The following is a 22,306-nucleotide window of genomic DNA, read 5'->3' on the forward strand; positions in this document are numbered from 1 at the left end:
GCCACGGGGGTACACCGGCCCCGGTCGTGCCCGCAGGGGCGTGGCCGGGGCCGGTGTCGTATCCCGGGCCGGGGGGTCGTCACAGCCGTTGCAGGACGATGATCCCGCCGGCTTCGCCGAGCACCCCGAACCGGGTGCCGGGGTGCAGGCGGCCGGCGTAGGCGATCGGGTCGTCGCCGGCCCAGCCGGAGGAGGTGTCGAAGGCGAGGAAGGCCGGGAGCACGCCCGGGGCGGAGCCGATCCAGTAGACCCGGCAGCGCGAGGTCAGCCGGGACAGCGGCGGGGTGTCGGCCTCCACGCTCGCCCCGTCGGGGATCCGGGCCAGGAGCCGGTCGGCCTCGGTGACGCGGCTGGGCGTGGTGTACGTGGACCGGTGCCCCAGCCGTTCCAGGGGGAGGGTCGTGGCGCTGAGGGTGAGGGCGGCCGCGAGGAGCGCGCCGGGCAGCTGGACGGCGTAGGCGCGCAGCCACGGCCGGGTGGCGCGGCGGGCCCTGTCGAGGGCGTCGGTCAGCGCGAGGGCGGCGACGGGCATGAGGACGGCGCTGTAGTGCCAGTCGGTGGACCAGTAGTGGTCGTCGCCGGACAGGAACCGCCAGCCCAGGGTGGGCAGGGCCACCAGCAGCAGCGGGGAGCGCAGGGCCAGCAGCCCGGTGGTGGGGACCAGCACCCAGGCGAGGGTGTCCAGTTTGGTGGCGAGCCCGGCCAGCGGCGAGGCACCCCCGACCTTCTCCCAGTAGGCGTAGCCGCCGCCGAAGGCCGGTATCACGACGGTGAACACGAGGAGGGCCGCCAGCACGGCGAGGACGGCGGTCACGGCGGCGGCCCGTGCGGCCCGCCGGTCGGTGCGCCGGGCCTGGCGGGCGACGAGCACGGCCAGGGCGGCGAGGGTGAGGCCGAGGTCCTCCTTGACGAGGAGCAGGGGCAGCCCCCACAGCAGCGCCGCCCTGGGGCGGCCGGCGAGCAGCCCCTCCAGCGCGAAGGCGAGCAGCGGTACGGCGTAGCAGACCTCGTGGAACTCGAAGTCGACGGCCCGCTGGACGCCCCAGCTCAGCCCGTACGCGGCGCCCACGCACAGGCCCTGGGCCCGGCCGAGCAGGCGGGTCGCGGCGCGGGTGACGGGTACCGCGGACACGGCGAACAGGGCGGCCTGCGCGAGGAGCAGGGTGGCGGGGCCGGGGAAGACCCGGTAGAGGGGCGCGAGCACCGCGATGACGGGGCTGAAGTGGTCGCCGAGGATGTTGGCGCCGGGGCCCTTGAGGTCGGCGACGGGCGCCTGGAGGTGCGCGTACGCCCTGACCGCCTGCTCGAAGATGCCGAGGTCCCAGGAGGTGGTCTCCATGCGCCGGTGGCGGGAGAGGGAGAGCACGGCGTACGCGGCGAACAGCAGGGCGGCCAGTGCGTACGGTTCGGCGCGGCGGAGGTGGCGGCCCGCCGTGTCCCGGGGGACGGCGGCGGGCCCGGCTATGGCGTCAGTCGTCACGCGGTGGTGCTCCCTCTGCCGGTCGGGGTCGGGGGGTGAACCCTTGCGGCAGGGCGACGCGGCACGCTCGGTCGGTACTTCCGGGACATCGTAGAGGCGCGGCGGCGGCACGCAGCGGCCCGGGCCCGCGGTGCGCGACCTCGGCCGCGGCGACCTCGGCCGCGGCGCCCTCGGCCGGAGAACCGCCGGCGGCGGCCGGCCGCGCCGTGCCCCGGCGGCAATCCCTCGCGCGGGTGTCGGTCCCGCGTCGTACGCTGGGAGCCCCCGGCCCGTTCACGTGTCGGGTCCTTCGCGTTGCCCCTCCACCGGACGGAAAGCCTCCTTCATGAGCCTGCACGGACTGCTCGACGCCGTCACCCGGGACCCCGCCCTCGCCGAGGCGGTCGCGGCGGCCGGGGACGGCAACCGGATGCACGTCGACCTGGTGGGCCCGCCCGCCGCCCGGCCCTTCACGATCGCGGCGCTGGCCCGCCGCACCGGGCGGACGGTGCTCGCGGTGACCGCCACCGGGCGGGAGGCGGAGGACCTGGCGGCCGCGCTGCGGTCCTTCCTGCCCGCGGACGAGGTGGCGGAGTACCCCTCCTGGGAGACGCTCCCGCACGAGCGGCTCTCCCCGCGCAGCGACACCGTGGGCCGGCGGCTCGCGGTGCTGCGCCGGCTCACGCACCCCAGCAAGGACGACCCGGCCGCCGGCCCCGTCAGCGTCGTGGTCGCGCCGGTCCGCTCGGTGCTCCAGCCGCAGGTCAAGGGGCTGGGCGAGCTGGTGCCGGTGAGCCTGCGGCAGGGCGAGAGCGTCGATCTGGGGCAGGTCACCGGGGCGCTGGCCGCCGCCGCGTACGCGCGGGTCGAGCTGGTGGAGAAGCGCGGCGAGTTCGCGGTGCGCGGCGGCATCCTCGACGTGTTCCCGCCGACCGAGGAGCACCCGCTGCGCGTGGAGTTCTGGGGCGACGAGGTCGAGGAGATCCGTTACTTCAAGGTCGCCGACCAGCGGTCCCTGGAGATCGCCGAGCACGGGCTGTGGGCGCCGCCGTGCCGGGAGCTGCTGCTGACCGACGAGGTGCGGGAGCGGGCGGCGGCGCTGGCCGAGGAGCACCCGGAGCTGGGCGAACTGCTGAACAAGATCGCCGAGGGGATCGCGGTGGAGGGCATGGAGTCCCTCGCGCCCGTCCTCGTCGACGACATGGAACTGCTGCTGGACGTCCTGCCGGCCGGGTCGATGGCGGTGGTCTGCGACCCCGAGCGGGTCCGGACCCGGGCCGCCGACCTGGTGGCGACCTCGCAGGAGTTCCTGATGGCGTCCTGGGCGGCGACCGCCGGTGGCGGCCAGGCGCCCATCGACGTCGGCGCGGCCTCGCTGCGCGGCATCGCGGACGTACGGGAGCACGCGCGCGAGCTGGGCATGATGTGGTGGTCGGTGTCCCCGTTCGCCGCGGACGAGGAAGCGGCCGGGAGCGACACCCTCAAGCTGGGCATGCACGCCCCCGAGGCGTACCGCGGCGACACCGCCCGCGCGCTCGCCGACACCAAGGGGTGGATCGCCGACGGCTGGCACACCGTCTACCTCACCGAGGGCCACGGCCCGGCCGCCCGTACCGTCGAGGTGCTCGGCGGCGAGGGCATCGCGGCCCGCCTGGAGGCGGACCTGCGCACCCTGGAGCCGTCGATCGTGCACGTGTCGTGCGCCTCGCTCGACCAGGGCTTCGTGGACCCCGCCCTCAAGATCGCCGTGCTGACCGAGACCGATCTGACGGGCCAGCGCACCGCCAGCAAGGACCTGGGCCGGATGCCGACCCGGCGCCGCAAGTCCATCGACCCCCTCACGCTGGAGACCGGCGACTACATCGTGCACGAGCAGCACGGCGTGGGCCGCTACATCGAGATGGTGCAGCGCACCGTCCAGGGCGCCACCCGCGAGTACCTCCTGGTGGAGTACGCGCCCGCCAAGCGCGGCCAGCCCGGCGACCGGCTGTACATCCCCACCGACCAGCTGGAGCAGGTCACCAAGTACGTCGGCGGCGAGGCCCCGACCCTGCACCGGCTCGGCGGCGCGGACTGGACGAAGACGAAGGCGCGCGCGAAGAAGGCCGTCAAGGAGATCGCCGCCGACCTGATCAAGCTGTACAGCGCGCGGATGGCGGCCCCCGGCCACACCTTCGGCCCGGACACGCCCTGGCAGCGGGAGCTGGAGGACGCCTTCCCGTACGCGGAGACCCCCGACCAGCTCACCACCATCGCCGAGGTCAAGGAGGACATGGAGAAGTCCGTCCCCATGGACCGCCTGGTCTGCGGCGACGTCGGCTACGGCAAGACCGAGATCGCGGTCCGCGCCGCGTTCAAGGCGGTCCAGGACGGCAAGCAGGTCGCCGTCCTCGTCCCCACCACGCTTTTGGTGCAGCAGCACTTCGGGACCTTCTCCGAGCGCTACAGCCAGTTCCCCGTCAACGTGAGGGCCCTGTCCCGCTTCCAGTCGGACACCGAGTCCAAGGCCACCCTGGAGGGCCTCAAGGAGGGCTCGGTGGACGTGGTCATCGGCACGCACCGGCTCTTCTCGCAGGAGACGAAGTTCAAGGACCTGGGCCTGGTCATCGTCGACGAGGAGCAGCGGTTCGGCGTCGAGCACAAGGAGCAGCTCAAGAAGCTGCGCGCCAACGTCGACGTGCTGACGATGTCCGCGACGCCCATCCCGCGCACCCTGGAGATGGCGGTGACCGGCATCCGCGAGATGTCGACCATCACCACCCCGCCGGAGGAGCGCCACCCGGTGCTGACGTTCGTCGGCCCGTACGAGGAGAAGCAGATCGGCGCGGCCATCCGGCGCGAACTGCTGCGCGAGGGCCAGTGCTTCTACATCCACAACCGGGTCGAGTCCATCGACCGGGCCGCCGCGAAGCTGCGTGAGATCGTGCCCGAGGCGCGGATCGCGACGGCGCACGGGCAGATGTCGGAACAGGCCCTGGAGCAGGTCGTCGTGGACTTCTGGGAGAAGAAGTTCGACGTGCTCGTCTCCACCACGATCGTCGAGTCGGGCATCGACATCTCCAACGCCAACACCCTCATCGTGGAGCGCGGCGACAACTTCGGCCTCTCCCAGCTGCACCAGCTGCGCGGCCGCGTCGGCCGCAGCCGCGAGCGCGGGTACGCGTACTTCCTCTACCCGCCGGAGAAGCCGCTGACCGAGACCGCGCACGAGCGGCTCGCGACGATCGCCCAGCACACCGAGATGGGCGCCGGCATGTACGTGGCGATGAAGGACCTGGAGATCCGCGGCGCGGGCAACCTGCTGGGCGGCGAGCAGTCCGGGCACATCGCGGGCGTCGGCTTCGACCTGTACATCCGCATGGTCGGCGAGGCCGTCGCCGACTACCGGGCGGCCGTCGAAGGCGGTGAGCAGGAGGAGCCGGCGCTGGAGGTGAAGATCGAGCTGCCCGTCGACGCGCACGTCCCGCACGACTACGCGCCCGGCGAGCGGCTGCGCCTGCAGGCGTACCGGTCCATCGCGTCGGCGAACTCCGAGGCCGACATCAAGGCCGTGCGCGAGGAGCTGACCGACCGCTACGGCAAGCTGCCGGAGCCGGTGGAGAACCTGCTGCTGGTGGCGGGGCTGCGGATGCTGGCCCGGGCCTGCGGGGTCGGCGACATCACCCTCCAGGGCAACAACATCCGGTTCGGGCCGGTGGAGTTGCGCGAATCGCAGGAGCTGCGGCTCAAGCGGCTCTACCCGGGGGCGGTGCTCAAGCCCGCCACCTCACAGGTGCTCATCCCGCGCCCGAAGACCGCGAAGGTCGGCGGGAAGCCGCTGGTCGGGCGGGAGCTGCTGGGGTGGACCGGGGAGTTCCTCACCACCATCCTCGGCTCGTAACACCCGGCGCGGGGCGGTCCGGAGCCGGTGTCCGGGCCGCCCCGCCGCGGATCGTGCGGCGACCGTACAACGGTTGGGCACATCCCCTCACCATGGCCGGAAACGCTGTATACGCTCATACCCGCAACCCTTCCGCACGGCCCGTCAGGAGCACCGATGCACGCCCCCGGCATCCCGCCGCAGCATCACCACCGGCCCAGTACCGAGGGCGTGGTGGCGCTGCGCGTGCTGTTCGCGCTGCTGCCGGTCCTCAGCTGCGGATTCCTGGCCTGGGGCACGATGCTGCGGCTCGCGATAGTGACCCGCGCGACCCGTGACTGGACGCTGCTGGCGCTCAGCTGCCTGCTGTCGGTGGCCTCCGTCGCGCTGATCGGCGCGGACCCGACCCCGGACACCAGCGGCTGGCAGGGCAACGCCGGCGCCGGCATCATCCTCCTCACCGGCTTCGCCACCTGCGTGTACTTCCTCGTCGCCGACATCCGCCACCACGAGAAGCGGGCCGCCGCCCCCGCCGGGCACTGGTACGCCGCGCAGAACCCGCCCTATTCGGGCCCGCAACAGCAGACCACGCCCGCCTACGGCTACCCCCCCGTCCAGCCGCCGATGCAGTCCCCCGCGCAGACGCCGCTGCCGACGCCCCCGCCGCCGCAGGTCCCGCCGCAGCCGACGCCGCCCCCGCGCATCGGGCAGGTCCGCGCCGAACTCGACGAGCTCAGCGAACTGCTGCGCAAGCAGACCCCGCCGCCCCCCGGCGGCCCCTACCAGGACCCGAACCGGACCGCCGTGCAGGGCCCCGAGCAGTGACCGACCGGCTCATCGGCGAGCGCTACCAGCTCGCCTCCCTCCTCGGCCAGGGCGGCATGGGCCAGGTGTGGACCGCCTACGACCGGCGCCTGGACCGCCGCGTCGCCGTCAAACTGCTGCGCCCCGACAAGGTCGCAGGTCCCGGCACCGTCGCCGAGGAGCTGCGCCGCCGCTTCGTGCGCGAATGCCGGGTCACGGCGCAGGTCGACCACCCCGGCCTGGTCACGGTCCACGACGCGGGCAACGACGGCGACGAACTGTTCCTGGTGATGGGCCACGTCGACGGCTCCAACCTGGCCGACCACCTGGTGGAGCACAGCCCCTACCCGTGGCAGTGGGCCGTCGCGGTGGTCGCGCAGCTGTGCTCCGTGCTGTCGGCGGTGCACGCCGTGCCGATCGTGCACCGCGACTTGAAGCCCCGCAACATCATGGTCCGCCCCGACGGCACCGTGCTGGTGCTGGACCTCGGCGTCGCCTCCGTGATGGACACCGACACCACCCGCCTCACCAACACCGGCACCCCCATCGGCAGCCCCGCCTACATGGCCCCCGAACAGGCCATGGGCGGCGCGGTGGGCCCGTACACGGACCTGTACGCGCTCGGCGTGCTGCTCTACGAACTCCTCAGCGGCAACGTCCCCTTCGCCGGTTCGACGGCGCTGGGCGTACTGCACCGGCACCTGTACGAGCCCCCGGCGCCGGTGCGCCCCGGACGCCCGGAGGTCCCGCACGCGCTGGAGGCCGTACTGCTGCACCTGCTGGCCAAGGACCCGCAGGACAGGCCCGCCTCCGCGCAGGCGGTCTACGAGGCCCTCGCCCCGCTGCTGCCCCGCCAGGGCGGCGCCCCCTCCGGCCCGCTCGACCCCACCCGGCCGTTCCTGCGCCCCCAGGCGCCCTGGCCCGACCGCGCCACCGCTCCCCAGGCACCGCCGCAGCCCCCCGCCGCGCCCCGGCCGGACATCCCGGGAGCGGTGGACGAGGCGCGCAAGCTCCTGGACCAGGGGCAGCTCACCCAGGCCGTGGACATCCTCGGCGGCATCCTCCCGGCGGCCGCCGCCGAGCACGGGGAGCACTCGCCGGTGGTCCGCTCGCTGCGCAAGCAGTACGCGGCCACGCTGATGGACGACGGCCAGTACCGCCGGGCCCTGCCCGAACTGCGCTGGCTCGCCGAGCAGTTCCCGGCCGGGGACGCCCAGGCGCTGCGCTTTCGCTACGACGCCGCGCAGTGCCTCGAACAGCTCGGCGAACCGGCGGCGGCGCTCGCCGAATACCGCTCGCTGCTCCCGCTGTTCGAGAACCACTACGCCAACCCGGACCCGGGCCTGCCGCTGGAGGTCCGGCGCCGGATAGCGCACCTGCTGCTGTCCATGGGCGACCGCGCGGCGGCCCACGACACCCTGGTCCGCCTCCTGTTCGACGCGGACCGCCTCCACGGGCCGGCCCACCCGCTGCCCTCGGAGATCCGCCGCACCCTCCAGTGGCTCGGCCAGGTCCGCTGACTCAGCGCCGGAGGCGCCGCCGGGCCGCCCGCAGGGCCACCACCGCCAGGGCCGCCGCCGCGAGGGCGGTTCCCGGGAGCAGCCCCGGGGGCCGGAAGGAGCAGTCCACCGTGGTGGTGCGGCCGTCCAGCGGGACGGCGACGAGCCCCAGGTGCGCCCCGGCGGGACGCCCGTCGCAGGTCCAGCCGGCGATGGCGGGCGCGGCGAGGACGGCGGTGCCCTCGGTGCCCGGGCGGAAGGTGGCCCCGACCCCGGACGCGCCGACCCGCACCGCGACCGGCCCCGACGCGCGCAGCGCCGCCACCGCCGCGTCCAGGCGGGCCCGGTCCAGGCAGGACAGCTGCCACCGTGCGGGCGCCGGGGCGTCGAAGAGCAGGGCGGAGGAGGCGCCCCGGGAGGGGCCCAGCGGCTGGAGGGCGGCCCGGTTGCGCGGGGGAGTGGAGTTGAGGCGGAACGCGGGACCGTCCGCCAGGCGGGCGGTGGCGTTGTACTGCGGCGCCCACAGGAACGCCTCGGTGCCCGCCCGGCACACCCCGGGCGCGACGGGGTCCTCGTAGACGCGGGCGCCCAGCAGGAGTTCCTGGTTGGCGAAGGGGGACTCCCCGTAGGCGGGGGACGGGCCCGGCGGGCGGAGCGTGACCAGCGGAAGGGTGTCGGCGCGGATGAGCGTGCCGTCGGGCCGCAGGCGGGCGCCGACCGCGAACAGGGCGTCCGTGACGGGGTTGTCGAGGCTCTGCACGTTGCGGCCCCGCGAGGTCCAGCCGGCCCCCAGGGCGGCCATCGTGCGGGTGAACACGTCCGGGGTGTGGCTGCTGTAGTAGGCGCCGCCCTCCCCGCCCAGCAGCAACGGGTCGTTGCCCGTCAGGGCGGGCCGGCCCGGCTCGGTCCGGTACGCGGGCCAGCCCTCGGCACCCGCCAGCGCCCGGGCGCGCGCCGCGTGGGCGGGGCCCCAGGAGGGGTAGTCGTCCAGTCCGCGCAGCGTCCCCTGGTGCCCGTACGCGGTCGTCGCCGCGGCCTGCGCCACCAGGACCAGGGCCAGCCCCCAGGCCGCCGGCCAGGCGGGCCGGCCGCGGCGGCCGTGCGCGGCCCAGGCGGCCGCCGCAAGAGCGGCCCCCGCGCCGAACAGGGCGTACCCCCAGCCGGTCGCGAGCCCGCTCGCGCCCGCGCCGAGCGCGACGGCGGCCAGCACCCCCGCCCCCGCCGCCAGGGCCGCGGGGCGGGGCGGGCCCGCCGCCAGCGCCGTCCAGGCGGCGATCACCACGATCCCGGCGAGGACGAAGGTCTGCCGGTACGGGCTGCCGTTCGGCGTCGCGAAGACGTGCCAGGCCAGATGGGTCGGCGTCCACTGGAGGGACAGCAGCACCGCCACCACCAGGCCCGCCCACCACAGCCGGACCCGTAGCGGCAGCGCGCGGTGGAACGGCAGCGCGGCCGCCAGCAGCAGCGTCCCGGTGCCCACGAACAGGGCCGGGGAGGAGAAGGAGTAGGTGGCGGGCAGCAGCCGCGCCAGCAGGTCGGCCGCCGGCACCGGCCGGAACTCCTTGGACCAGCCCGGGTAGGCCCGCTTCGAGCTCAGGAACACCGGCAGCAGCACCGGCGCGGACAGGGCCACGCCCGACGTGGTCGTCACCGCCGCCCGCCCCGCCACCCGCAGCCGTTCCCGCACGCCGTCCCCGGTCAGCACCACCCGTACCAGCAGCACCAGCGCGGCGCCCAGCGTCGCCATGTAGGCGGTGTAGAAGTTCGCCGTCCAGCACAGCGCCACCACCGCCACCCCGACCACCGGCCGCCGCCCGCGCAGCGCCCACTCACCCGTCAGACACAGGAGCGGGAACGCGATCAGCCCGTCCAGCCACATGGGGTTGTAGGACGCCTCGATCACCGACCAGCCGCACAGCGCGTACGAGGCGCCCAGCAGTCCCGCCGCCCACCACGGCCCGCGGCGCTGCGTGCGCAGCAGCCAGGCCGTCGCCGCCCCCGCCACGGCCGTCTTGAGCACGGTGACGACGTACACCGCCAGGTCGGTCTCGGCGCGCGGGAAGAGCCCGACCAGCAGGGCGAAAGGGCTGCTCAGGTACGTGCCGTAGTCGGGCAGGAAGCTCGTGCCGTACCCGGACTGCCAGTTGAGCAGCATCCCGCCCCCGGCGCGCCCGTGCAGCAGGTCCCACAGGTGCGCGTGGAAGGGTACGAACTGGTTGCCGAGGTCGTTGACGCTGCGGTGGCGGTGCCCGTACGGGAAGACGCGTGCGAGGGCGTCGCCCGCGCACTCGGCGGCCGCGGTGGTCAGGGCGGCGAGTACCGCACCCAGGAGTGAGGTGCGGCGCCGGGAGCGGTGCGGTGTCGACATGGTGGGCCGACCCTGACAGCGGCACCGGTCCGCGCGGTGACCGCCCGGTGGCGCCGGCACGAACAGGCGCCGCACGACCGAGCCCCGCCCGCGGGCCGCCGCGCACGCGCGGCGCACCCCGACACCGCGCGGATCGTTGGTCGAACCGGTGGCTCGGAACCCCCCGACTGCATACCATCGATCACCGCACGGCCTTCTTGTGCATTGCCGCACAATCTCCCGGCCCTGGAGGCTCCTTTGCACCGTCGCACAGCGCTCTCCGTCTCCGCCGCCCTGCTCGCGGCGGCCCCCCTGTTGTCCGCCTGCTCCGGCCAGGCACATCCCGGCACGGCGGCCGTCGTGGGCGGCGAACGCATCACCACCTCCGCCCTCCAGGCCCAGGTGAACGAGGTCCGCAGCGCGCAGAACCGTTCCGATCAGGGCGCCCAGCTCATCGAGGCGACGCCCCGCCTGGACCGGTCCAAGCTGAACCGGATGATCCAGTCCGCCGTGCTGGAGCGCGCCGCGAAGGACGCCGGGGTCAGCGTGACGACCAAGGAGATCGAGGACGTCCGCAAGGCCCAGCTCCAGCAGGCGGGCACCCCCGCGGCGCTGGAGACGGCGGCCCTCCAGCAGGCCCAGCTCGCCCCGGACCAGATGGACGCGGACACCCGCTTCAAGCTGCTGCGGGACAAGCTGTTCGAGCACTACGGCAACCAGGACAAGGCGCTGGAGAAGCTGAGCGCCGCCGCGAAGGCGCTGCACGTCCAGGTGAACCCGCGCTACGGCCGCTGGGACGCGCGGCAGATCCTGCTCGGCGACGAGACGACCCCGTGGATCACCCAGCAGACCCGGCCGGATCAGGCACCCGCCGGGACGTGACCCGTGGGCGCGGAGGTAGGTTCGGAGGGTGACTGAGCACGCGCCGCCCTCCGAGCCCACCGGCCGCATCGTCTTGCTGACCACCAGCCACCGGGTCGCCCCCGGCCTGCTGTCCTGGTCGGCGTGGCAGACCCTGCACGCCGCCGACCGGGTGCTGTGCGCGGACCCCGACCACCCGCAGCTGCCGTACCTGCGCGAGGCGGGCGTGGAGGTGGAGCACGAGGACCCCGACGCCCACGCCCTCGTCGAGGCGTGCGCCGGCGGCCGCACCGTCGTCGTGCTGCCGGCCGGTGAGGGCGACCGGCGGCTCACCGACGGACTGGCCCGCCTGGCCGGCTCCGGCCGGGTCGCCATGCCCGACCTGGAGCTGATGCCCGGCTCCTACGACCTGCCCGGCGCCCGCCTCCTCGATCTGGTCCAGGTCATGGACCGGGTGCGCCGCGAATGCCCCTGGACCTCCCGCCAGACCCACGAGGGGCTGGTGAAGTACGCCATCGAGGAGGCGTACGAGCTGGTCGAGGCCATCGAGGCGGGCGACCGCGAGGAGCTGCGGGAGGAACTGGGCGACGTCCTGCTCCAGGTCTTCTTCCACGCGCGGATCGCGCAGGAGGACACGCAGGAGCCGTTCTCCATCGACGACGTGGCCGGGAACCTGGTCGAGAAGTTGATCCGGCGCCACCCGCACGTCTTCGGCGACGAGGCGGCCGAGACCCCCGAGGACGTCAGCGCGCACTGGCAGCGCACCAAGGCGGTGGAGAAGCAGCGGGAGTCGGTCACCGACGGCGTCCCGCTGGGCCAGCCCGGGCTGGCGCTCGCGGCCAAGCTGGCGGGCCGCGCCAGGGCGGCCGCCGTAGAGGTGGAGCTGCCCCGGGGCGAAGGCATCGGCTACGAACTGCTGGAACTGGCGGCGCGCGCCGAGGCGCAGGGCATCGACCCCGAGACGGCGCTGCGCGCGGCGGCCCGCGCCTACCGGGCGGCGATCCGCGCGGCGGAGGGCGTCGCAGCGCAGGAGTAGTCGCAGCGGCAGTAGTAGGGGAGGTCAGTAGTAGGGGAGGGCAGTAGTAGGGGAGTGGTAGGGGAGTGGTCAGGGCCGGCGGGGCGCGCGGGCCGCGGGGTTGTGCCAGTGCGGTGAGGGCCGGCTGAGGAACCACTCGCCGAAGCCGAGGGGGCGCCCGTCCGGACCGTGGCCGCCACCGGCGGCCGGGACGGGCACGGTGTCGTGGAAGACGCGCATGGGGTGTGCGCCGAGTCCCTCCAGCAGACGGGCGGTCTCCTCGATGAACTGCGGCGGCCCGCTGAGGTAGACGTCCTGCCCCCACCACGGCCCCTGCCGCCCGAGGGCAGTGGCCAGCCGGCCGGTGGCCTCGTTGCGGTGCTGCCCGGGCGCCGGGGTGACGTAGGTGACGGCGAGCCGCCCGGAGGCGGCGTACGCGTCGATGAACGGGCGGTCGTAGAGGTGGGCGGCGTCCCGCGCGACCGCGAAGAGCCGTACCTCCTGATCGGGCGGATGCTGCGCGAGTTCCTCCAGCAGGGCCCGGACGGGGGCCCAGCCGGTGCCGGCGGCGATGAACGTGACGGGGCGGCCCTCGCGGCGCAGGGTCGTCCCGCCGGCGGGCGCGCCCAGCCGCAGCACCTCGCCCGGGTCCGTGCCGCCGGTCAGGACGGTGCTGAGCCGGCCGCCCTCGATCCGGCTGACGTGCAGGTCGACCGTCCCGTCGGGGCGGGGCGCGTTGCCCAGGGAGTACGTGCGCCAGACGGCCGGGACGCGGTCGCTGCTCACGCTCACGTACTGGCCGGGCCGGTAGCCGAGCGGGGCGTGCGGGCGCAGGGTCAGGACGGCGAGGTCCCGCCCGTACCGCAGCCGGCGCACGACCTCCGCGTCCCACCAGGGCGGGTCCTCGCTCTGCTCGGCCGCGGTGGTCATCACCCCGGCGATCACCCGGTACGCCTCGGTCCAGGCCCGCGCCACGGCCGGGGTCCACGCCTCCCCGGCGGCCTCGGCGAGCGCGGCCAGCAGGCTGCTGCCGACGGCCGCGTACTGCTCGGGACCGACCATGAACTTGCGGTGGTCGCGGCCGAGGTCGCGGAGATAGGGGAGGAGCGACTCGCTGTCCAGCTGGGCGATGACATGCGTGAGGGCGGCGAACAGCCGGTCCCGCTGCCGCTGCATCTCCTCGGCGGAGGCGGGGAAGAGCCCGCGGAGCTCGGGGTGGTGCCAGAAGAGGTGGGAGTAGAAGAACCTGGCCGCGTGCTCGGCGCGTCTCTCCACCACCGCGAAGCTGCTCTTCAAGATCCTCACGTCCACAGGACCGAAGTAGGAACGGCGCGAGCGGCCGGGTCAAGCGACGGCACATCTACGGCCAGCCCCGACGAACCGGCCATAGCGGGTGCCGGCCGGCGGCCGGGATACGGTCGACGGGTGCACGAGCAGACTCCCGCAGCCCCCGAAGACCCCTCCTCCCCCCAGGGCCCCACCCTGTTCGACTGGGAGTTCGCCACCGACCCGTATCCGGCGTACGCCTGGCTGCGCGAGCACGCGCCCGTGCACCGCACGAAGCTGCCCAGCGGGGTCGAGGCGTGGCTGGTGACCCGCTACGCGGACGCCCGTCAGGCCCTCGCCGACCAGCGGCTCAGCAAGAACCCCGCGCACCACGCGGAGCCGGCGCACGCCAAGGGCAAGACCGGGATCCCGGGCGAGCGCAAGGCGGAGCTGATGACGCACCTGCTGAACATCGACCCGCCGGACCACACCCGGCTGCGGCGGCTGGTGTCGAAGGCGTTCACCCCGCGCAGGGTCGCCGAGTTCACCCCGCGCGTGCAGGAACTGACCGACCACCTCATCGGCCAGTTCGAGGGCAGGGGCGAGGCGGACCTCATCCACGAGTTCGCGTTCCCGCTCCCCATCTACGCCATCTGCGAGATGCTCGGCGTCCCGCGCGAGGACCAGGACGACTTCCGGGACTGGGCCGGGATGATGATCCGGCACGGCGGCGGACCGCGCGGTGGTGTGGCCCGCTCGGTCAAGCAGATGCGGACGTACCTCGGCGAACTCATCCACCGCAAAAGGGATGATCTGGGCGATGACCTCATCTCGGACCTCATCCGCGCCAGCGACCACGGCGACCACCTGACGGAGGCCGAGGCCACGGCGATGGCTTTCATCCTGTTGTTCGCCGGTTTCGAGACGACCGTCAATCTGATCGGCAACGGGCTGCACGCCCTTTTCATGAACCCCGGTCAGCGCGAGCGCCTGCAGACCTCGCTCGCCGCCGGGGAGAGCGCGCTGCTGGCCACGGGCATCGAGGAACTCCTGCGCTACGACGGCCCGGTGGAGCTGGCGACCTGGCGCTTCGCCACCGAGCCGTTCCTCCTCGGCGGGCAGCACATCGCGGCCGGCGACCCGGTCCTGGTGGTCCTCGCGGCCGCCGACCGCGACCCCGGGCGGTTCGCGGATCCGGACACCCTGGACCTGTCCCGCAGTGACAATCAGCACCTCGGGTACGGCCACGGGATCCACTACTGCCTCGGCGCGCCGCTCGCCCGGCTCGAAGGGCAGACCGCCCTCGCGAGTTTGCTGATGCGTCTGCCAGATCTGGAACTGGCTGTTCCGCCTGCGGACCTGCGCTGGCGCGGCGGACTGATCATGCGTGGCCTGCGCACCCTTCCGGTCCGCTTCACACCCCGAAACACGTGAGGGCCGGCGTGGGCGCCGCCTGACCCGGAGTCAGTTCCCGGCCGAACTTGTGACATGCGTTCGAAGGCGGCTAGGTTCTGCCGTTACCCAGCCGTTATGCGAAAGGTGTACTACATGCGTTCCGGGAACGGCCGCCACAGACGCCCCCGCCAGGTACCCGCCCTGGTCGTAACCGCCGGAGTCACGGGCTCCGCGCTGGCACTGCCGCTGCTCGCGGCCACCAGCGCCTCGGCAGCGGACACGTCCACCTGGGACAGCGTCGCCGATTGCGAGAGCGGCGGTACCTGGAGCGCCAACTCCGGCAGCGGGGCCTACGGCGGGCTCCAGTTCACGCAGGAGCAGTGGAACAACGCCGGCGGGCTCGAATTCGCCAAGCGCCCCGACCTCGCCAGCCGGTCCCAGCAGATAGCCGTCGGCGAGCGGGTGCTCGCCTCGCAGGGCCCCCAGGCGTGGCCGCTGTGCGCGGCGTCGTCCGGTCTCGTCAAGGACGGCCCCGCCGCCGACGTCGACCCCGGCGCCCTCGGCTCCCCGCGGCAGGTCGCCCCCAGCCCCTCGCGCCCCGACGCGGTGCCGGGCACCGGCTCGGCCGACCCCGCCACCGACTTCGGCGCGCCCACCCCGGCCGCCCCGGCGCCCGCCGCCCCGGGTCCGGCCGCCACGGCGCCGTTCACGCTGCCCATCGCGCCGCTCGCGCCCAACAGCGGGCTGCCCGTCATGCCCGACCCGGACCCCGCGACGCCGACGCCGACGCTGCCGGGCGACCCGAACGCCACCGCCCCCGCGACCCCGACCCTCCCGGGCGCCCCCGCCACCCCGGGCACCTCCGCGACCCCCACCACGCCGTCCCCCTCCGGGGCGCCCTCCACGCCCGCCGCCCCGGCGACCGGGACCCCCTCCGCCGCGCCGAACGCACCCGCGGCCGACTCCGTGACGGAGGGCGGCGGCAAGCACCGCGGCCCGGCCGCGGTCGAGACGCCCGCGGCGGCGCCTGACGCCGCGTCGGACCCCACGTACACGGTGAAGGCGGGCGACAGCCTGACCGCCATCGCGGACGCCCAGGGGCTCAAGGGGGGCTGGAACGCGCTCTACAAGGCCAACGAGCAGGTCATCGGCAGCGACGCCGACCTCATCAAGCCCGGTCAGAATCTGGATCTAACCAAGAAATAACGGGCACTTCGGACGGCCGTAAAGAGCTGAATGCCCGTTATCCGCAAGTGAGACATGCGTCTCTTCCGGTCAACTGGCGTGTCTCGTACCGAAGCTCCCGCAAACCCCGCCCTCACCTGCGAAAACGCCCTTAAGCGGAACGCAAGCAGGTCGATTTCTCCCCGATGTCCCTCGTTGAACATCGGGGAGAGACCTGTCTACCTTCTGAATCGCTCGCCACCGCGAGCCTCTTCGACCGCATCGCCGAATCCTGCCGGCGGACGGAGAGAACAGTCGTCGCGTAAAGCGCCGAAGGCAGGAGCGGGGGAACCAAGGTAGGCGCCGGGAACGGCCGTTGAGAGACGGCCGGGGAACCGGCTAGGGGTTAAGCCGCGCGCTGGTCGCGCGGCCGGGCAACTCACTCGCCCGAACCCGACAGCTCACCTCGCAGGCGTCGGTGAGGAGAAACTCCATGCTGCTTTCCGGCAAGGGCAAGCACCGCCGCGCCACGGCCATTGAGCGGACCACCCGCATCGTCACGCTCGCCGGTGTCGCCGGTGTCGCCGTCGCCGCGCCGCTCATGGCGGCCGGCTCCGCCAGCGCCGCGACCGCCTCCGAGTGGGACCGCGTCGCAGCCTGCGAGTCAGGCGGCAACTGGGCCATCAACACCGGCAACGGTTACTACGGCGGCCTGCAGTTCTCGTCCTCCACCTGGGCCGCCTACGGCGGCAAGGCGTACGCCGCCCAGGCCAACCAGGCCTCGAAGTCCCAGCAGATAGCCGTCGCCGAGAAGGTCCTCAAGAGCCAGGGCAAGGGCGCGTGGCCGTCCTGTGGCGTGGGCCTGTCGAACTCCTCGTACAGCGGCGGCGGCGCGGCCGAGGCGCCCAAGCCGAAGCCGAAGACCGAGACCAAGGCCGCGCCGGCGCCGAAGAAGGAGACCAAGCGGCCCGAGGCCCCGGTCACCCGCTCCGAGCGCTCCGAGGCCGCCCCGGCCCCGAAGGCCGCGCCGAAGACCGAGGCCCCGAAGGCGGGCAACGGCTCGTACGAGGTCAAGGAGGGCGACACCCTGGGCACCATCGCCCAGGTGAACGGCGTCAAGGGCGGCTGGGAGAAGCTGTTCGAGCTCAACAAGGACACCGTCTCCGACGCCGACCTGATCTTCCCGGGCCAGAAGCTGAAGCTCGGCTGAACCATCGGGTAACACCGATTCCGACCACCGCCCGGCGCGTCCCCCCACGCGCCGGGCGGTGGTGCGTGCGCGTGCGGGCCCGGCCCGCAACCGGACCCGGAGCGGGCCGATCGGCGCACCCTTTGTCCTGGAAAACGGGTGTCCGGCCGGTTTTTCGTCCCAGGACCCGGGCGGTCGGCCGGTCCAGTGCCCGGAGCCGGTTAGGCTCTAGTCGGCAGGGCCGTCCCACGGCCACCCGCCACCGCACACCCAGCGTCACATCCCAGAAGGAGATGCTCGTGCCGTCCATCGACGTCGTCGTAGCCCGGGAAATCCTGGACTCCCGAGGCAACCCCACGGTCGAGGTCGAGGTGGGCCTCGACGATGGCAGCACCGGCCGTGCTGCAGTCCCGTCCGGCGCCTCCACCGGTGCATTCGAGGCCATCGAGCTCCGTGACGGTGACCCCAACCGTTACATGGGCAAGGGTGTCGAGAAGGCCGTCCTCGCCGTCATCGAGCAGATCGGCCCGGAGCTCGTCGGCTACGACGCCACCGAGCAGCGGCTGATCGACCAGGCCATGTTCGACCTGGACGCCACCGACAACAAGGCCTCCCTCGGCGCCAACGCCATCCTCGGCGTCTCCCTCGCCGTCGCGCACGCCGCGTCCGAGGCCTCGGACCTGCCGCTCTTCCGCTACCTCGGCGGCCCGAACGCGCACCTGCTGCCCGTCCCGATGATGAACATCCTCAACGGTGGGTCGCACGCCGACTCCAACGTCGACATCCAGGAGTTCATGATCGCCCCGATCGGCGCGGAGTCCTTCTCCGAGGCGCTGCGCTGGGGCGCGGAGGTCTACCACACCCTCAAGAAGGTCCTGCACACCAAGGGCCTGTCCACCGGCCTGGGCGACGAGGGCGGCTTCGCCCCGAACCTGGAGTCCAACCGCGCCGCGCTCGACCTCATCGTCGAGGCCATCAAGCAGGCCGGCTACACCCCGGGCAAGGACATCGCGCTCGCGCTCGACGTCGCCGCGTCCGAGTTCTACAAGGACGGCAAGTACGAGTTCGAGGGCCAGTCCCGCTCGGCCGCCGAGATGACCGAGTACTACGCCGAGCTCGTCGAGGCGTACCCGCTCGTCTCCATCGAGGACCCGCTGTTCGAGGACGACTGGGCCGGCTGGAAGACCGTCACCGACCGCCTGGGCTCCAAGGTCCAGATCGTCGGCGACGACCTCTTCGTCACCAACCCGGAGCGCCTGGCCCGCGGCATCGAGGAGGGCTCCGCGAACGCCCTGCTCGTCAAGGTCAACCAGATCGGTTCGCTGACCGAGACGCTGGACGCCGTCGAGATGGCGCAGCGCAACGGCTTCAAGTGCATGATGTCGCACCGCTCCGGCGAAACCGAGGACGTCACCATCGCCGACCTCGCGGTCGCGGTGAACTGCGGCCAGATCAAGACCGGCGCCCCGGCCCGCTCGGACCGTGTCGCCAAGTACAACCAGCTGCTGCGCATCGAGGAGATCCTCGACGACGCCGCCGTCTACGCGGGCCGCTCGGCGTTCCCGCGGTTCCGTCCCGCGGACCAGTAGGCACAGCAGGCAGGTGTGATGGCGAGGGGTAATTACCCTCTTGCCTCCGTACGTCCCCGCACTCGGTCCCGTACCGTGTGCGGGGACGTATTGCGTACTGCGGGTGAAGGGGAGGCGGGGCCATGGCCGGGAACCGGGATCGGTTCTCCACCTTCTCGACCGCGACGAGGCTCAAGCAACTCGGTGAGCGGACCGCCGCCCACGTCTACCGCTCGCAGTCGCGCCGCCAGGTCCGCCGCAGCCGGCTCACCGGCCGGGCGGCGCTGCTGGTGCTCGTCCTCTGTACGCTGGTCGTCGCCCTCGCCTATCCGATGCGCCAGTACGTGTCCCAGCGCTCGGAGATCGCGGACCAGCAGCGGGCCGCCGACGGCGCGCGCAAACGCCTCGAACAGTTGCGCGACGAGAAGGCCCGCTGGCAGGACCCGGCCTACGCCGAGCAGCAGGCGCGCAAGCACCTGCACTTCCTGCGCCCGGGCGAGATCGGCTACATCATGAACGACCCCGGGGCCGAGGCCGCCGAGCACCGCCGCACCGGGCAGGCCGGTTCCGACCGGCCCTGGTACTCGAACGTCTGGGACGGCGTCGACAAGGCCGACCGGCCCGGCGACTGACCCAGACCACCCACACGAAACGAAGAGACGCACTCCAGGCATGCAGACGCCCCCGCCCCAGACCGACCGAACCGAGCCGACCGCCGCGGACATCGAGGCGTTCGAGCAGCAGCTCGGCCGCCCGCCGCGCGGCCTGCGCGCCATCGCCCACCGCTGCCCCTGCGGGCAGCCGGACGTCGTGGAGACCGCGCCCCGGCTCCCCGACGGCACCCCCTTCCCGACGCTGTACTACCTGACCTGCCCGCGCGCCGCCGGAGCCATCGGCACGCTGGAGGCCAACGGCGTGATGAGGGAGATGCAGGCGCGGCTCGCCGAGGACCCGGAGCTGGCCGCCGCCTACCGGGCCGCGCACGAGGACTACATCACCCGCCGCGACGCCATCGAGGTGCTCCAGGGCTTCCCGAGCGCCGGTGGCATGCCGGACCGGGTGAAGTGCCTGCACGTCCTGGTCGGCCACTCGCTGGCGGCCGGGCCCGGGGTGAACCCGTTCGGCGACGAGGCGCTGGCGATGCTGCCCGAGTGGTGGTCCAAGGGGCCCTGCGTCACGCCGTGCACCGGGGAGAAGGAGTCGTCGCAGTGATCCGGGTCGCGGGCATCGACTGCGGTACGAACTCCATCCGCCTGCTGGTCGCCGACTGCGACCCGGCGACGGGTGACCTCGTGGAGCTCGACCGCCGGATGACCATCGTCCGGCTCGGCCAGGGCGTGGACGAGACGGGCCGGCTGGCCCCGGAGGCGCTGGAGCGCACGTTCGCGGCCTGCCGCGCGTACGCGGCGGTGATCGAGGAGCTGGGCGCCGAGCGGGTGCGTTTCGTGGCCACGTCGGCCTCGCGGGACGCCGAGAACCGCGCGGAGTTCGTCCAGGGCGTGCTGGACATCCTGGGTGTGGAGCCCGAGGTGATCACCGGCGACCAGGAGGCGGAGTTCTCCTTCAACGGCGCCACCAAGGAACTCACGGGCCGCACCGACCTGGAGCGGCCGTTCCTGGTCGTGGACATCGGCGGCGGCTCCACCGAGTTCGTGGTCGGCTCGGAGCACGTCGAGGCGGCCCGTTCCGTGGACGTGGGCTGCGTCCGGATGACCGAACGGCACCTGGTGGTGGACGGCGTCGTCGCCGACCCGCCGACCGGGGCGCAGGTCGCCGCCATACGGGCCGACGTCGAAGCCGCCCTCGACCTCGCCTCGCAGACCGTGCCGCTGGGCCGGGCCCGCACCCTGGTGGGACTCGCCGGCTCGGTGACCACCGTCGCCGCGATCGCGCTGGGCCTGCCCGAGTACGACTCGTCGGCGATCCACCACTCCCGGATCCCCTACGAGAAGGTCCGCGAGGTCGCCGAGCGGATGCTGACCTCCACGCACGCCGAACGCGAGGCCATCGCGGTGATCCACCCGGGCCGGGTCGACGTCATCGGCGCGGGCGCCCTGGTCCTCCTCGCGATCATGGAGCGGGTCGGCGCCTCGGAGGTGGTCGTCTCGGAGCACGACATCCTCGACGGCATCGCGTTCGCCGCCGCGGAAGCGGCGGGGACGGCGAACCGCCGGTCCTGACCCCCCGACGCGCGGAGCCGCGGCGCCCCGGTGAGCCGACCGGGGCGCCGTCGTCGTGCCGGACTCAGATGCCGCGGAAGAGACCAGCCAGCGTTGTGACCTGCAGGGCTGGCCGATCACGGGGTGCTGACATGCAGTAATGGTCTTTCGGGTGTTTCACGCTCGTGCCTGTTCATGCAGCCGGAAGTCCTGGAAAGCCCCAGGGGGACTCCCACGGTCCGCGGGTCGTCGATCGGTGCGGGCCGTGCTGCTGGCGTTGATCCGCGTCACCGACTCGCTCATGGTTGCTGGAACGGCCCTTCTCGATCGCGTGGCAGGCTCGCCTTCCTCGATGAAGATGCCGGCGACCGTGCGCCCCCGCGCGGCGACGATGTCGTCGGTGTTCTGGTAGCGCTCGCCCGGGGCTCGGGCCGACCAGGTCAGCGGCAAGCTGAAGACACTCCTGCAGATGGCCATGGTGCTCGCCTACGCTGGCTCGGTGCGACGAGGTCCTCCCGTCCCTGCCGCTCCTGGAGAAGCCTCTGCCGAGCAGGTTGGGGCAGGGGGCCTTTACCCGGCAGCTCAACGAGTTCGTGCACTACTACGAGTCGTCGGGGACGACCGGCAACCCGATCGCCGCGCCCAAGGCCGTGGACGATCTGGTGGTCAACACGGTCAAATCGGCGAAATGTGGGGCCAGATCGTGAGCCCCGGCGACGTGGCGATGATCCTCATCAACGCTCCCTTCGCGCCGGCCGCCTACCAGTTCGAGAAGGTGCTGGAGTACCTGGGCGTGATGTCGCTGCGCCCCTGGGTCGACAACATCACCGGCGACTACAGCCGGGTTCTGCGGCTGGTCGAGGACCTGAAGGCGAACGTCTTCGTCGGGCCGCCCTCCCGGCTGCTGGAGCTGATCCAGTTCGCCCGGCGCCAGGGCGCGGCCGTGCCGCGGTTCAAGACGCTGTTGCTGATGGCCGAGCAGACCGGCCCGAGCTTCCTGCGCCATATGGAGCGGCTCACCGGCGCGACGGCGTACGTGGCCGCGTATGGCTCGTCCGAGACCGGGACCACCGCCCTCAGCTGCGAGGAGGGCTCGCTGCACCTACAGACCCAGAGCTACGTCCTGGAACTGCTGGACGACTCGGGGACTCGGCTGATCGACGGCAGCCCGGACCGCGGCGAACTCGTCGTCACCACCCTCGATCTGGACGGCCGGCCGCTGCTGCGCTACCGCACCGGTGACCTGGTCGAGACCGACTCCGGCAGCTGCGCGTGCGGCCTGGCGCTGCCGGTGCTGCGCACCCAAGGTCGGTCGCAGGACGTCCTGCCGCTGTCCGACCGGGGGATCCGGCAGAACGACGTCGAGGCGAGGATGTGGGCGCAGACCGCTCCCCGGCCGGTCGTCCTCAACTACATGCTGATCCTGCGCGGCGACGACGTGCTGTGCCTGACCACGACCGACGAGCCGCCGTCGCCTTCCTGGGCGGAGGAGATGGCGGACACGCTGGCGGACCTCTTCCCCGGCAAGCGGCTGGTGGTCCGGGCGGTGGAGCAGCTTCCTCCGCTGGCGTCGCTGGGCCAGTACCTGGGCTGGAAGCTGTCCCGCGTGCTGGACTCGGACGAGGAGCGCAACTGGGGCCGACCGGGCCGACTTCCGGCCCCGATCGCGGACATCGTCCGGAAGACCCTTGCCGAGGTGGCTAGTTCGTAGATTGTAGAAC

Annotated in this window: 17 protein-coding genes and 1 riboswitch; of the genes, 13 read left to right on the forward strand and 4 right to left on the reverse strand. The window is 73.2% G+C overall.

The features are described 5' to 3' along the window. Positions 1-79 precede the first annotated feature (79 nt). Complete coding sequence (locus ACIA6C_RS26130) at positions 80-1,339, reverse strand: DUF2079 domain-containing protein (protein ID WP_399279537.1); 1,260 nt, start codon at positions 1,337-1,339, stop codon at positions 80-82. Positions 1,340-1,805: 466 nt separating this feature from the next. Here ACIA6C_RS26130 and mfd point away from each other — a divergent pair, with 466 nt between their 5' ends. The 3 genes from mfd to ACIA6C_RS26145 all read left to right on the forward strand — a co-directional run bounded on the left by mfd (position 1,806) and on the right by ACIA6C_RS26145 (position 7,642). Then, entirely contained in the window at positions 1,806-5,339 is a 3,534-nt protein-coding gene (gene mfd, locus ACIA6C_RS26135) for a transcription-repair coupling factor (RefSeq protein WP_399279366.1), read from the forward strand. Positions 5,340-5,495: 156 nt separating this feature from the next. Next, entirely contained in the window at positions 5,496-6,143 is a 648-nt protein-coding gene (locus tag ACIA6C_RS26140) for a hypothetical protein (RefSeq protein WP_399279368.1), read from the forward strand. After that, a complete protein-coding gene (locus ACIA6C_RS26145) occupies positions 6,140-7,642 on the forward strand; it encodes a protein kinase (RefSeq protein ID WP_366080177.1) in 1,503 nt (500 codons plus the stop codon). The genes ACIA6C_RS26140 and ACIA6C_RS26145 overlap by 4 nt, the downstream gene beginning before the upstream one ends. A gap of 1 nt (position 7,643) precedes the next feature. Here ACIA6C_RS26145 and ACIA6C_RS26150 read toward each other — a convergent pair whose 3' ends face one another. Beyond that, positions 7,644-9,989, reverse strand: coding sequence for a YfhO family protein (locus tag ACIA6C_RS26150; RefSeq protein ID WP_399279371.1), 2,346 nt, complete (start codon positions 9,987-9,989; stop codon positions 7,644-7,646). A gap of 237 nt (positions 9,990-10,226) precedes the next feature. Here ACIA6C_RS26150 and ACIA6C_RS26155 point away from each other — a divergent pair, with 237 nt between their 5' ends. Both ACIA6C_RS26155 and ACIA6C_RS26160 read left to right on the forward strand, forming a co-directional pair. Then, positions 10,227-10,850, forward strand: a complete 624-nt coding sequence (locus tag ACIA6C_RS26155; RefSeq protein WP_399279372.1) for a SurA N-terminal domain-containing protein — start codon at positions 10,227-10,229, stop codon at positions 10,848-10,850. Positions 10,851-10,878: 28 nt separating this feature from the next. After that, positions 10,879-11,865, forward strand: a complete 987-nt coding sequence (locus tag ACIA6C_RS26160) for a nucleoside triphosphate pyrophosphohydrolase (RefSeq protein ID WP_399279374.1) — start codon at positions 10,879-10,881, stop codon at positions 11,863-11,865. A gap of 69 nt (positions 11,866-11,934) precedes the next feature. Here the strand turns inward: ACIA6C_RS26160 and ACIA6C_RS26165 are convergent, their stop codons facing one another. Continuing rightward, positions 11,935-13,149 carry a globin domain-containing protein gene (locus tag ACIA6C_RS26165; protein ID WP_399279376.1) on the reverse strand — a complete coding sequence of 405 codons (1,215 nt, stop codon included), beginning with the start codon at positions 13,147-13,149 and terminating at the stop codon, positions 11,935-11,937. A 120-nt stretch (positions 13,150-13,269) separates the two neighbouring features. On the opposite strand from ACIA6C_RS26165, the gene ACIA6C_RS26170 reads away from it, so the two are divergent. The 7 genes from ACIA6C_RS26170 (at position 13,270) to ACIA6C_RS26200 (ending at position 20,606) form a co-directional block, all read left to right on the forward strand. After that, positions 13,270-14,544, forward strand: coding sequence for a cytochrome P450 (locus ACIA6C_RS26170; RefSeq protein WP_399279379.1), 1,275 nt, complete (start codon positions 13,270-13,272; stop codon positions 14,542-14,544). A gap of 114 nt (positions 14,545-14,658) precedes the next feature. Then, the gene (locus tag ACIA6C_RS26175; RefSeq protein WP_399279381.1) at positions 14,659-15,711 is read left to right on the forward strand and encodes a transglycosylase family protein; all 1,053 of its coding nucleotides are present in this window, start codon (positions 14,659-14,661) and stop codon (positions 15,709-15,711) included. A 276-nt stretch (positions 15,712-15,987) separates the two neighbouring features. Next, positions 15,988-16,159, forward strand: a riboswitch (cyclic di-AMP (ydaO/yuaA leader). Between the two features lie 3 nt (positions 16,160-16,162). Next, positions 16,163-16,879 (forward strand): transglycosylase family protein, encoded by a 717-nt coding sequence (locus ACIA6C_RS26180; protein WP_399279383.1) that lies wholly within the window; start codon positions 16,163-16,165, stop codon positions 16,877-16,879. 272 nt (positions 16,880-17,151) lie between these two features. Then, a complete protein-coding gene (gene eno / locus ACIA6C_RS26185; RefSeq protein ID WP_361137154.1) occupies positions 17,152-18,447 on the forward strand; it encodes a phosphopyruvate hydratase in 1,296 nt (431 codons plus the stop codon). Positions 18,448-18,569: 122 nt separating this feature from the next. After that, entirely contained in the window at positions 18,570-19,058 is a 489-nt protein-coding gene (locus ACIA6C_RS26190; RefSeq protein WP_136213601.1) for a septum formation initiator family protein, read from the forward strand. A gap of 40 nt (positions 19,059-19,098) precedes the next feature. Further along, the gene (locus ACIA6C_RS26195) at positions 19,099-19,638 is read left to right on the forward strand and encodes a DUF501 domain-containing protein (RefSeq protein WP_399279385.1); all 540 of its coding nucleotides are present in this window, start codon (positions 19,099-19,101) and stop codon (positions 19,636-19,638) included. Then, the gene (locus tag ACIA6C_RS26200; RefSeq protein WP_399279387.1) at positions 19,635-20,606 is read left to right on the forward strand and encodes an exopolyphosphatase; all 972 of its coding nucleotides are present in this window, start codon (positions 19,635-19,637) and stop codon (positions 20,604-20,606) included. The genes ACIA6C_RS26195 and ACIA6C_RS26200 overlap by 4 nt, the downstream gene beginning before the upstream one ends. A 156-nt stretch (positions 20,607-20,762) precedes the next feature. On the opposite strand, the gene ACIA6C_RS26205 is transcribed toward ACIA6C_RS26200, so the two are convergent. After that, positions 20,763-21,035: a hypothetical protein gene (locus tag ACIA6C_RS26205; protein WP_399279389.1), complete on the reverse strand. Its 273-nt coding sequence runs from the start codon at positions 21,033-21,035 to the stop codon at positions 20,763-20,765. A gap of 238 nt (positions 21,036-21,273) precedes the next feature. Here ACIA6C_RS26205 and ACIA6C_RS26210 point away from each other — a divergent pair, with 238 nt between their 5' ends. Next, positions 21,274-22,296 carry a phenylacetate--CoA ligase family protein gene (locus ACIA6C_RS26210; protein WP_399279391.1) on the forward strand — a complete coding sequence of 341 codons (1,023 nt, stop codon included), beginning with the start codon at positions 21,274-21,276 and terminating at the stop codon, positions 22,294-22,296. The last annotated feature ends 10 nt before the right edge of the window (positions 22,297-22,306 follow it).

Origin of the sequence: Streptomyces sp. NPDC051578 (assembly GCF_044454045.1) — a bacterium.
Lineage (GTDB): Bacteria > Actinomycetota > Actinomycetes > Streptomycetales > Streptomycetaceae > Streptomyces.